An 11,687-nucleotide genomic window follows, 5' to 3' on the forward strand; every position below is an offset into this window, starting at 1 on the left:
TACCTGTCGGGTATTGGTGGATGGTCGTCTCATCCCCGGCCGGCTGACCGGGGACACTTCGTGGTGCTGTCACTCTTGCCTTCCTCTCTTCACGCTCATGCGCTGGTTGGCGGCTGTTAGCTGCCGACCAGATTGATGATCAGGTCGGCCCGTTCTCGAGAGCCTTCGACAATGTCGGCGTTGCGCTGGTCGCTGCCCAGCGCCCACGCCTTCGCCTCCCCCGCTGGTTTTCCGAAGGCTTCGTGGCGCCGCATAAGCCGCCGCTGCCTCTCATCATCTGGCGTATCCAAGTACCAGACCTGGTCGATGGACTCCTTGCCCTCCCGCCAGCCGTCAGCATCTAACAGAAGGTAGTTTCCTTCCGTGACGATCAACGGCACGTTGGAGCCCACAGGGATCGCGCAACCAATGGGTTCCTCAATGTGCCGGTCGAATATTGGGGCATAAACCACCGGCTCCTGGTTGCACTTCAGACGCCGCAGCAAATGGGCGTAACCCCAAGGGTCAAACGTGTCTGGCGCCCCCTTGCGGCTCTGCGAGCCGTGGTTCGCAAGAACGTCGTTGGCAAGATGGAACGCATCCATTCCCACCAACGCTGCCTGGCCATCCATGGCGCTGACGATTGCCTGTGCCGCCGTGGACTTGCCAGCGCCTGGGGCGCCGGCAATTCCCAATAACACCCGGGTTCCACCGGCAACCAAGCGACGCGCACGCTCGACCAGGTCGTCCAGCGTGCAGTTCAGCGGTTCTGCTCTCCCTGACGGCGTTTGAGTCTGATATTCAGCGGTAGTCACGGCTGTCTCCTCCGTTGGTCCTGCCACGGTGAAGAAGCTGTGCTGCTACACCATTGAAGCGCTGCCTAAACAATTGCGGAGGTCTGGAATGCACTTCCGCATGCTTGGCGGAGCTTCCGGTGTGACCTGCCTGACAGAAATCTAGAGCGGTCATGTCATCGATGTCAAGGAAACCACCGAAAATTATGTCATCGATGACATTGCTTGCTTGAAGTTACTTGAGACATGGGGCAGGATGGAGGCGCAGGCGACTGTCACCGATGACATGATCTTGGTGCTTGCGAAGACATTACCGTGTCAGGCAGCAGGACGAGGCGGCTGTTCAGGCGGACCGTGAAGGAGTCGAAGAGTGACCACCATGCAGGACGTGGCCGAACGCGCCGGCGTGAGCGCCAAGACGGTTTCGAGGGTTTTCAATGATGACCCGCATGTCACAGAGAACACCCGGGAACGCGTGCAGTCGGCGATGCGGGAGCTTAAGTACGTTCCGAATATGCTGGCACGCACCTTCCGGGAGGGAAAGTCAGCAGTTATAGGTATTGCGGTGCCCGACGTTGCCGATCCTTTTTTTGCGGCCGTCACGAAGGAAATCGAACTGGCAGCACGTGAACAGGACATGGCCATAGTCGTGACGAGTCTTGGAGATAATCCGTCGCTGGAGCAAAGCATCATCGAGACAACTGTCCGGCATCAAATCGGCGGCCTCGTTATCGCGCCCATCTCAGCAGACCAGTCCTACCTCGCGCGCTTCCAGGACAGCTTTCCGATCGTCTTCATTGACCGGACGCCTTCAAAGTTCAATGCCGACTACTTCGTAGAGGATGACTTTGGGGGAGCGTTCGAAGCGACAGAACACCTCATCGCACACGGGCATACCCGGATAGCCATTGTCGGGGATTCCACGGAGGTGCCCACCACAAAGTTGCGCTTGGACGGCTATCTTGCTGCACTGGACCGCGCAGGCTTGAAGGTCGACATGGACCTAGTCATGCTTGGGTCCCACGACGCGGATTGTGCCGCGCAGGCTTGCAAGAAACTATTGGCATTGTCTGATCCGCCTACAGCGATCTTCTCGTCCAACGCACGTTTTTCGATCGGTGTGTTTCCAGCCCTTCAGATGCTGAAGCGGACCGATATTGCCCTCATCAGTTATGGTGACTTCACAATGGCCGACGTTCTCCAGCCTTCCGTTACCGTCATCGACCAGGACCCCCGCAACGTCGGGCGTGTCGCGGCCGAACGCGTGCTGTCCCGGATTTCAGCCCCGGCTAAGAGGTTCCGACGCAAAAACGTTCTCCCCGTCAGACTAATCGAACGGCAGTCGTGCCAGGGCAACTCGGTGCTGACGGCCCCAGAGCCAAGCCTCGTGACGCTTGGCTAACTGAATTCCTGCCTCCGTACCGAAACGGTGGACTGTTCCGCGCTAATTCTTTTCCTTCGCTGGTGAAGTGCACGGCGAATGAATTGGGACAGAGCCGGGCACGCGACGACGCCTCGCCCGGCACTCTCTCCCAGCCTTCGGTCGTAAACTGGTCTTCGCGCCACCCCCGTGGCCCTGGACCGGGAGCCGCCTTGCTCTGGAAACTGCTTGTTGAATACCTCCGCCCGCACCGCAGGCTGCTGGCCGCCGTCGTGATTTTCCAGCTGGCGCAGTCCATCGCGTCGCTTTACCTGCCCACCCTGAACGCGGACATCATCGACGACGGCGTGGCCACCGGGGACACTGGCGTGATCCTCCGGCTCGGCGGGCTGATGCTCGGCATCACGCTGCTGCAGATCGCCTGCGCCATCATCGCCGTGTACTTCGCCGCGAAGGCCGCCATGGGCGTGGGCCGGGACCTCCGGAGTGCCATCTTCACAAGGGTGGGGGAGTTCTCCGAGCAGGAGGTCACCAAGTTCGGCGCGCCGAGCCTCATCACACGGTCCACCAACGACGTCCAGCAGGTCCAGCAGCTGGTCCTGATGTCCGCCACCATGCTGGTCACTGCGCCCATGCTCAGCATCGGCGGCGTGATCATGGCCATCCGGCAGGATGTGCAGCTGTCCTGGCTGATCGCCGTCGCCGTCCCGGTGCTGCTTCTGGCCGTCGGCCTGATCACCGCCCGGATGGTGCCGCTGTTCCGCAAGATGCAGAAGCGGATCGACACCGTGAACCGCGTCCTCCGCGAGCAGCTCACCGGCATCCGCGTGGTCCGCGCCTTCGTCCGCGAGGACATCGAGACCGCGCGTTTTGCCTCCGCCAACGAGGACGTTACGGACACCGCCCTGCGCGCCGGTCGGCTGATGGCGCTCGCGTTCCCCGTGGTGATGCTGGTGCTGAACGTCTCCAGCGTGGCCGTGATCTGGTTCGGCGCGTTCCGCATCCAGGACGGCTCCATGCAGGTGGGCACCCTGATCGCCTTCCTCAGCTACCTGATCCAGATCCTGATGTCCGTCATGATGGCCACGTTCATGGCCGTGATGATCCCGCGCGCTGCCGTCTCGGGCGACCGGATCGGGGAGGTACTGCGCACGGAGTCCAGCGTCCGCCCGCCGCAGCACCCGGTCAGCAGCGTTGTGTCTCCCGACGGGCGAAGGAACGGCGGGCTGGAAATGCGCGACGTCGGATTCGCCTACCCGGGTGCCGACCTGCCGGTCCTCGCCGGGATCGGCTTCACCGCCCAGGCAGGGCAGACGACGGCGATCATCGGCAGCACCGGCTCGGGCAAGACCACCCTGGTGAACCTCATGCCGCGGCTGTTCGACGCCACCACCGGCTCGGTGCGGATCGACGGCGTGGACGTTCGCGAGCTGCACCCCGACCTGCTCTGGGGGCACATCGGTCTGGTCCCGCAGCGTCCCTACCTGTTCAGCGGCACCGTCCGCAGCAACCTGCTCTACGGCAAGCCGGACGCCACCGAGGACGAGCTCTGGGAGGCGCTGGAAATCGCCCAGGCCAGGGACTTTGTGGAGCGGATGGACGGGGGCCTGGACGCGCCCATCAGCCAGGGCGGCACCAACGTGTCCGGCGGGCAGCGGCAGCGGCTGGCCATCGCCCGGGCCCTGGTCAAGCAGCCCGAGCTGTACATCTTCGACGACTCGTTCTCCTCGCTGGACACCGGCACCGACGCCCGGCTCCGGCAGGCCCTCAAGCGCAGCACCGCCGGCGCCACGCTGGTGATCATCGCCCAGCGCGTCTCCAGCATTGTGGACGCGGACCAGATTCTAGTGCTCGACGGCGGCAGTATCGTCGGGCGCGGAACGCACAGTGAGCTGCTGGAGACGTCGGAGACGTACCGCGAGATCGTCTCCTCCCAGCTGGCGGCGGAGGAGACGGTATGAGCCCGGAACCCACTCAAGCACCCGGCACCAAGGCCGCGCCCGCCTCCGCACCGGGAGGCGCCGCCGTCGTACGCATCCCCCGTCCGGCAGGCGGTCCGGGGCGCGGCGGGCCCTTCGCGGGGATGAACGTCCCGGCGGAGAAGGCGATGAACTTCTGGCCGTCGGCCAAACGGCTGCTGGGGACGCTGCGGCCGGAGCGGGCGTGGCTGCTGCTGGTGTTCGTGACGGCGGTGGCCGGGGTGGCGCTGTCCGTGATCGGGCCGCGGCTGCTGGGGGAGGGCACCAACCTGATCTTCGCCGGCGTCGTCTCCCGCGAGCTGCCGGCCGGGGCCAGCAAGGAACAGGTGATCGCTCAGCTGCGGGCCTTCGGGGAGGGGCAGCGCGCGGACATGCTCACCGCGATGGACCTGGTGCCGGGGCAGGGGATCGACTTTGCCGCGCTGGGGAACGTGCTGACGTGGGCGCTGGTGCTGTATGTGCTGTCGTCGGCGTTCATGTGGGTGCAGGCGTACGTGCTGAACGGGGTGGTGCAGCGGACGGTGTTCGGGCTGCGCGGGGAGATCGAGGCGAAGATCCACCGGCTGCCGCTGCGGTACTTCGACTCGATCCAGCGCGGTGAGCTGCTGAGCCGGGTGACGAACGACGTGGACAACATTTCGCAGAGCCTGCAGCAGACCATCAGCCAGGCGGTCACGTCCGTGCTGACGGTGGTGGGTGTGCTGGTGATGATGGTGATCCTCTCGCCCACGCTGGCACTGATCGCGCTGGTGACCATTCCGCTGACGCTGGGGATCACGGCCCTGATCGCCAAGCGCTCGCAGAAGCTGTTCGTGGCGCAGTGGAAGCACACAGGTGAGTTAAATGGGCAGATCGAGGAGACGTACACCGGGCATGCGCTGGTGAAGGTGTTCGGCCGGCAGCGCGAGGTGGAGGAGCGGTTCCGGCAAAAGAACGCGGAGCTGTACTCGGCGAGCTTTGGGGCGCAGTTCATTTCCGGGCTGATCATGCCGGCCATGACGTTTATCGGGAACCTGGTGTACGTGGGGATCGCGGTGGTGGGCGGCCTGCAGGTGGCGTCCGGGGCGATGCAGCTGGGCGACGTGCAGGCGTTCATCCAGTACTCGCGGCAGTTCACCATGCCGCTGGCGCAGCTGGGATCCATGGCCAACGTGCTGCAGTCCGGGGTGGCCTCCGCCGAGCGGGTGTTCGAGCTGCTGGACGAGGAGGAGGAATCTGTTGAGCCTCCTGCTTCTGCTTCGCCGGTGTTCGGGCGGGGGCGGCTGGTGTTTGAGGATGTGTCCTTCTCGTATTCGCCGGACAAGCCGTTGATCTCCGGGCTGTCCCTGGTGGCGGAGCCGGGGCAGACGGTGGCGATTGTGGGGCCGACCGGTGCGGGGAAGACCACGTTGGTGAACCTGATGATGCGGTTCTACGAGCTGGACGCGGGGCGGATAACGCTCGATGGCGTGGACGTCACCTCGGTGCCGCGGCGCGAGCTGCGCTCGCGGATGGGGATGGTGCTGCAGGATACGTGGTTGTTCGGCGGGACCATCCGGGACAACATCGCGTACGGCCGGCCCGGGGCCACCGAATCTGAAATTCTTGAGGCTGCCCGGGCCACGTATGTGGACCGGTTCGTGCGGTCGCTGCCCGAGGGGTACGACACGGTGCTGGACGACGAGGGCGCCAACGTGTCCGCGGGGGAGAAGCAGCTGCTGACGATTGCCCGGGCGTTCCTGGCCCGGCCGTCGGTGCTGATCCTTGACGAGGCGACCTCATCGGTGGACACCCGGACGGAGGTGCTGGTGCAGAAGGCGATGAGTGCATTGCGGTCTGACCGGACTTCCTTCGTCATTGCGCACCGCCTGTCCACGATCCGCGACGCCGACCTCATCCTGGTGATGGAAGCCGGCCAGATCGTGGAGCAAGGGACGCACGCTTCGCTTTTGGCCGTGGGCGGGGCCTACGCGCGGCTGTACGAGGCGCAGTTCGCTGCGCCTGTGGCGGAGGTTTGAGGGGTGCCGAGTAGCCAGGTAAATTGCAGGGTGGCGGGGCAAAGTCCAGCCAAAAACGACGCCAAAGGGCCCGAATTTTTGCCGCCGCGCGCTCCGGGCTGATTGCCGTCCTGATCGGTTCCACCGCGAAAAACGCCTGCATTCAAATGCCGGTTCCTTCAGCTAGATCCAGTCTAGGCAGGCTGGATCGAAGACATGGCGCCAACGGCATGAACGGCTCGACGAGGCAGGAAACCACCAGTTGCTTGGCAAGTCCGTGCCTTGGAAGAAGGCGTCGCTCACTTCGGGGCCGCCAGGACGAAGTGACGCGAGGGACGAGGCGATGACAAGACCGTTGAAGTGGAAAGCTGAGAATTTGGGGATTGCACACTTTACGTCGTGTCGTATCCCTGGGTAGGTGAGGCGTCTCACCTATCAGCGAAGAGGGTGACAGGTGGCTGTCTACTCAGTTAAGGAAGAGCACCGTTGTAGATCTGCAAGGGCAAGCTGATGCCACCAGCACGCCGCTCTCCGGCTTTTGTACGGGTACCTCTTCGAGTTAAGTCCAGCGTTCAAGGTATGAGTCAACAGTCGGTGCATTCTTTGCTAGAGCCGTTCTCCAGTCCAAGAGCTTGTCGATCTGTAGGCGGCCAAGGATCACTACGGGATGGACGCCAGCTTGCTGGGCAACAGCCTGAATCCAGCCTTTTCGTATGACATTGGGTGGCTTAGGAAGGCCGCCTGGTATCTGCCATTCACCTGCCTGCCGATCGGCCTCTTGTTCCTGCGGTTCGTCGGTCGGCCCGGCGCCTTCATCGATAAATAACTGGTCCGGAGATACGTGGCCGAGAACGATATGGGCCACTTCGTGCAGCAACGTGAATAGGACGCCGTCCAAGCGCTTGCCGCGGCCAGACAGGGCAATGACCGGCTGCGCAGGGTCGTCATCGAGTAGGAAGGAAGCTCCGTTTAGTTTGCTTCCCGGAAAGGCTTCGATGTAGACGAGGCGTACTCCGACGGCGGAAAACCGCTCAGGCAGGCTTCGAAACTCTTCAGGTTCAGCGACAATTCGGGACAGCTCACTGGCGAGTTGCCTGAGTTTGTTTTTGTCGTACTTGGCAACCTTTACTCGCTGGGCCTTCTTGCGGGCACAGGCCAACCATGCCTTCTGCGTAGGTGTTGGTTCTTCGTTGCGGTTTGAACGGCGGGCTGCCGCCAGAAACCTGGGAGTTTCATCGAGGTTCCGAATTTGGAACAGCTCCAAGATCTGAGCTTCCTGCTCGGCCAACGTGTCACCCGTTATCAGGTTGCGTTTGCGCAAGAGCGCAACCGGGGCCAGATCGTTCATTCGGGCACGTCGGCGAACGTCGTTCAGCTCCTTGCGATTCTCTACGTTCTGCGCTTGGCTCCATAGGAGGTAGGCATTCTGCAGGTTCAACCAATACTGCGGAGGTTGATCAAGAGCCGCGCCAATCTGCGCTGCTGACTCTCTGGTGATTTCTTTTTTCCCGGCGATGATTTCCGAAACGAACTGGGCCGGACGTCCAAGGATCTGAGCGAAGTCGCTTTGCGACCAATGGCGGGTTTCGAGCTCCTCGGCGAGGGATTCTCCTGGAGGAAACGCTTCAGCGAGTTGCCGAGCCATGAGTATCACTCCTCTGCTGGTCGTGGGCGGGTTCGGCACCGGTGATGATCAACCGCTGGTAGTCATCGGGATCGAACCTAAATATAAGTCTGTACTGCATTTGAATCCGTATGGAATAGAAGCCCTTGCGTCCGCCGTTCAGCTCTTCAAAGTGGAGAGCCTTGAGCCCAAGCAAGTTCTGTTCACTTACAACGGCTTCAAGTTGCTGGATTCGGCGCCGAAAGGTCTTCGTAACGCTTGGGGACCACCGTGTGGTGATGTGGGTCGACTCGTAAGCAAGGAGTTCAAGGTCCTCATCCTCGTAATCAACCTGCATTCTGTAAGCCGCCTTCACCCTTGGTGTGAATAGAGCCTACACGAGGGCGTTGTCAGGGCATGGCAACAGAATACACCTCATCTTGCATTAACACTTCAGGGGTCTCCGGAGAATCTCGTACAAGGACTTCAGCCTTGCGCGGAAGCAGTATGTCGAGTACGTTGATTGTGTGCGAAGGCACAAAAAGCGGACCCGCTCGAACGGGCCCGCTTTGCAACTCGAGGTGAGAACCGCAAGTTTCCATGATTAGTGGTGCTAGCGATTCTAACGGAGACATCAGTTGCCACAAAGGTGACGCTCCTACTTCGGTCAAGTGTTCTTTAGGAGGACACCCATGACTACGCCCATTACGACTGACTTGGTGGTTTACAACCAGGGCATCAACATCGACATCGAGTCCATCGCCCCTACGAGGGGGTTCGATACTGAGGCATACGATGTGGCTAACATGACGATCACGGCTACGGTCGAATCACCCAGCGAAGCGACATACCGCCTGGTTCTCGCCGCCGATATTGAGGCAGGGACGTCTGCCATTGCCCGGGTCGTCTCCGGCACGAAGGAGAACTTCAAGAATCCGGCTGAGTTTAAGCGCATCGTGAAGAAAGACGCGGAGATCATTCGTCCGATCCTGGCTAAGGCTGGAATCGCCCTGGATCCGGCAATTGATGAAAAGAAGCAGCTCGAGGCACACGCTGCCCAGTACAAGGTTGCGGACCTGAAAATTCCGGCGGGCCGGCAGGTACTGAGGATCCACGCCAGTCAGGTGCTCCTGCCTGTAGGCGGGGACCCGCGGAAGTACCGCTTCGTCATGTACGCGCCTCAGCTCAGCTTGGCTCCGGCCGGCAACGTCCGTCTTGGGGCAACCGTCGTCTTCCCGCTGGACTTCAACGGCACGATTGACGCTCCGCTCGTCGAAGCTATGCCGAACCAGCCGACCGCAAATGTGGTCGCAGGCAGCGAGACTCCTGTGCTGGTAGGAGCTCAGCAAGCCTACGGATGGGCCTTCCAGGCCGACCCTAAAATCACCTTCACATACGCCTACCCCGCCTAGGCCGAAGAAAGACGGGCATACAACCGCGGGAAAGCCGTCCCCAGCACAACTGGGGGCGGCTTTCCCGCGGTTAAGGGACCGGCGAGCTACGTTGCGGTCCTCTCTCGGCTTCAGCAAATCTGCAGGATCTACGCGAGGCGGATTCATGGGCAAGAGATTCTGCTGACGCAGGAACATTGATTCGAGAGCTTCGTGGTGAACGATGTCGTGATAAAACCTCATCCTTGGGAAAAACTGGCAGCTCCAGCGAGGAATCGTTCGATCAGAAGGCGTTTTCGATATAAGGCGGCAACGGGTTAGCAAGTGGTACCGCTGATGGGATTTCCTATTGCAGAAGGTCTGGCCTAGTATCACTCAGATTCTCGAGATAACTCTTTGCCTGGCTATCTCCGGCTGCGGCCGCAGCACGCAGCATCTTTAGTCCTTCTACGGAATTGTCCTCTTCCATTAGGGACATGCCTAACCAAGCCATAGCCTCAGGTTCGCCCAGCTTGGCTGCAGACCGAAGCAGATCGTCCGCTTCTCCCTCGTGACCACGGTCAAAAACAAGACGAGCCAAACCAAGCATTGCATGGGCGCTTCCCATTTCTGCAGCTCTACGAAGAAAGGACTCGGCCTGGCGAAGAGAACCTCGGCCATACAGGCTGGCTCCGAGATTACTCATACTCTGAACGTCACCTTGGCCCGCCGCGTCTCGGTAAGCTGCCTCGGCCTCCGAAACTCGCCCAAGCCGAGCCATAAGTACTCCCAGACACCGTAGACCGTATGGGAAGCGTTGCGAGGCGGCCAAACGGAAGAACTTTTCAGCTTCTTCTAGGTCGTCGCGCTCCGAAAGTAGGATCCCAAGATAGGTTGCACCCAGATTGGACCCCCTTCTTGCTGCTACACGGAACAATTCTTCAGCATCGTCCAGCCGATTCTGTTCCTTGTATCGCAGCCCCAACTCGGCCAAGGCTGTGGCAGGCGCCCGGGTGAGCGATCGCTGAAACAGCGTCTCGGCTTCAACTGACTTCGCACGCTTTTCTATAAGGGCCGCGACCTCCCCAAGACCCGGCCCTGACGTTACTGACAAGGTAACCGCTGGCAAATCAGGAATGGTCGAAGAGGGCAGGGAAGCACAACAAATAACTGGCCCTAAGAGTTCCGTATCCTCGACTTGCCCTAGCGAGGAGAGCCTTACGTGACCCCGAAACATGTCGGGGGAACTAATTTCGACAATGTCCGTTCCACTGTATCGGAGGAGTGTCTTGGCACGCTCTCCCCGTATGCAGGTGTTCAGTGCGAATGGTTGATTTGCCCTGGGATCAGCTACGGATCTGTAGGTCCACCCATCCAACTCAGTAGGCATGTTTAAAAATTCTTTAACGAGAAGATCGGGGGCAATATATCTGTGAGATTCGTCTGATTCGATCTTTTGGTTGAATACTTCCTCAACGAACCTGATGATTAGCGCGAGCTTCCTTTGACTAAGAAAGGAAATATCAGGCTCATCTATGCGCGCAGATAGCTGCATGGACCGAAACGGATGCGCAACTCTGAAGCGACTGACAGCAACAATGTCTCCGGGCTTTGCCTTCACCTCATACAGGGCAGTCGCACCATTTGCCGCAGTGTACAGCAATGGTTCACCGACATCATTCAGTCTCCCGGCGCCAATGTAGGATGCAGGAGCCATCCAAATATCATCTTGAGTCATAATCTGTCCTGGTTCAGAGATTATCCTTGCACGATAGAGTTCCACGCCTATCGGAATTTTAATGTAACGAAAAGGTAGAACAATGTTTGCCACTCCTGGCGCCCTGAAAACGTCGAACAACGCGCGTCGGATTTGGGGCCGGGTCTGGTGTCGTCGAGCAGCGCGCTTGTAGCTCTGAATCGACATAGAAAGCTCGTCTATGTTCAAGCGCCGGAGGTATCCGGCCAGCGTCCATTCAACGTCAAGAGGAGGTGTGGAAGGGACAGGACCCTGCGCGAGTTTACTTGCGGCACTGTCCTTCGAAATCGATCCTTGAAGCTCGTAGCCGACAGGCGGCCGGAAGGGCAGTCCACTCGCAGGGCTCCAGCGGGGTTCGTAAGGATTTTGCTCCACCTGATCACTCTAATCGGTGGCGGGTGTGGCAGACGCGGCCGCTTGTGGGAAGGGTCACGATGGGCCGAGTTGCCGACGTGAAAGCGCACGGGCAAGTGAATATGGGCAACTGGCTTGCTCATAATCAGGCGTCCTCTGTGGACCTGGTTAGGGACAAAAAGGTTGAAGTTGAGGTTCAAGTTCTTGCCACTGCCGATCCATGCTGTTCAAGAATGACCAGACTGAATCTTTTAGGCTTGTCCGAAGACAGCCATCACTTATGCTTCTGGAACCGCTGCCCCTTAGAAAGTCTGGCCTAACCTGATGCAGTTTTACCTCGGAGCCTTCCTTATGAGTCTCTTCGCCGGAGTGGCCATACATCTATTTTTCAGGGTTATAAGGCTCTTCGCAGTTGAGGGTGTAGTCGAGGGTCGGCGGCTGGTTCGTGGATAGACGTCGAGGTCTTCCAGGATGGAAGTTCTCACACTGCCCATC

The 11,687-nt window shown here is 60.2% G+C and carries 8 protein-coding genes; 4 read left to right on the top strand and 4 right to left on the bottom strand.

The annotated features are described in order from the left end of the window. Window positions 1–116: 116 nt before the first annotated feature. Window positions 117–794, bottom strand: a complete 678-nt coding sequence (locus tag ACIQCN_RS14720; RefSeq protein ID WP_400611587.1) for a nucleoside/nucleotide kinase family protein — start codon at window positions 792–794, stop codon at window positions 117–119. Window positions 795–1,152: 358 nt separating this feature from the next. Here ACIQCN_RS14720 and ACIQCN_RS14725 point away from each other — a divergent pair, with 358 nt between their 5' ends. The 3 genes from ACIQCN_RS14725 (at window position 1,153) to ACIQCN_RS14735 (ending at window position 6,130) form a co-directional block, all read left to right on the top strand. Continuing rightward, complete coding sequence (locus ACIQCN_RS14725) at window positions 1,153–2,175, top strand: LacI family DNA-binding transcriptional regulator (RefSeq protein WP_400611603.1); 1,023 nt, start codon at window positions 1,153–1,155, stop codon at window positions 2,173–2,175. Between the two features lie 191 nt (window positions 2,176–2,366). Next, window positions 2,367–4,115 (top strand): ABC transporter ATP-binding protein, encoded by a 1,749-nt coding sequence (locus tag ACIQCN_RS14730; RefSeq protein WP_400611589.1) that lies wholly within the window; start codon window positions 2,367–2,369, stop codon window positions 4,113–4,115. Beyond that, the gene (locus ACIQCN_RS14735) at window positions 4,112–6,130 is read left to right on the top strand and encodes an ABC transporter ATP-binding protein (protein ID WP_400611591.1); all 2,019 of its coding nucleotides are present in this window, start codon (window positions 4,112–4,114) and stop codon (window positions 6,128–6,130) included. The genes ACIQCN_RS14730 and ACIQCN_RS14735 overlap by 4 nt, the downstream gene beginning before the upstream one ends. A 538-nt stretch (window positions 6,131–6,668) precedes the next feature. Here ACIQCN_RS14735 and ACIQCN_RS14740 read toward each other — a convergent pair. Both ACIQCN_RS14740 and ACIQCN_RS14745 read right to left on the bottom strand, forming a co-directional pair. Further along, on the bottom strand, window positions 6,669–7,754 hold the full coding sequence (locus tag ACIQCN_RS14740; protein WP_400611593.1) for an ImmA/IrrE family metallo-endopeptidase: 1,086 nt from the start codon (window positions 7,752–7,754) through the stop codon (window positions 6,669–6,671). Continuing rightward, entirely contained in the window at window positions 7,735–8,070 is a 336-nt protein-coding gene (locus ACIQCN_RS14745) for a type II toxin-antitoxin system RelE/ParE family toxin (RefSeq protein ID WP_400611595.1), read from the bottom strand. The genes ACIQCN_RS14740 and ACIQCN_RS14745 overlap by 20 nt, the downstream gene beginning before the upstream one ends. 334 nt (window positions 8,071–8,404) lie before the next feature. Here ACIQCN_RS14745 and ACIQCN_RS14750 point away from each other — a divergent pair, with 334 nt between their 5' ends. Continuing rightward, window positions 8,405–9,124, top strand: a complete 720-nt coding sequence (locus ACIQCN_RS14750; protein WP_400611597.1) for a hypothetical protein — start codon at window positions 8,405–8,407, stop codon at window positions 9,122–9,124. 325 nt (window positions 9,125–9,449) lie between these two features. On the opposite strand, the gene ACIQCN_RS14755 is transcribed toward ACIQCN_RS14750, so the two are convergent. Continuing rightward, a complete protein-coding gene (locus ACIQCN_RS14755) occupies window positions 9,450–10,913 on the bottom strand; it encodes a tetratricopeptide repeat protein (protein WP_400611599.1) in 1,464 nt (487 codons plus the stop codon). Window positions 10,914–11,687: the final 774 nt, after the last annotated feature.

The organism is Pseudarthrobacter sp. NPDC092424 (assembly GCF_044754925.1).
In the GTDB taxonomy this organism is placed as follows: Bacteria; Actinomycetota; Actinomycetes; order Actinomycetales; family Micrococcaceae; genus Arthrobacter.

What these genes read in the sequence shown, in the direction of transcription:
- ACIQCN_RS14725 (WP_400611603.1), top strand. Translation starts at nt 1,153, where the DNA reads ATGCAGGACGTGGCCGAACGCGCCGGCGTGAGCGCCAAGACGGTTTCG.
- ACIQCN_RS14735 (WP_400611591.1), top strand. Translation starts at nt 4,112, where the DNA reads ATGAGCCCGGAACCCACTCAAGCACCCGGCACCAAGGCCGCGCCCGCC.
- ACIQCN_RS14740 (WP_400611593.1), bottom strand. Translation starts at nt 7,754, where the DNA reads ATGGCTCGGCAACTCGCTGAAGCGTTTCCTCCAGGAGAATCCCTCGCC.
- ACIQCN_RS14745 (WP_400611595.1), bottom strand. Translation starts at nt 8,070, where the DNA reads ATGCAGGTTGATTACGAGGATGAGGACCTTGAACTCCTTGCTTACGAG.
- ACIQCN_RS14750 (WP_400611597.1), top strand. Translation starts at nt 8,405, where the DNA reads ATGACTACGCCCATTACGACTGACTTGGTGGTTTACAACCAGGGCATC.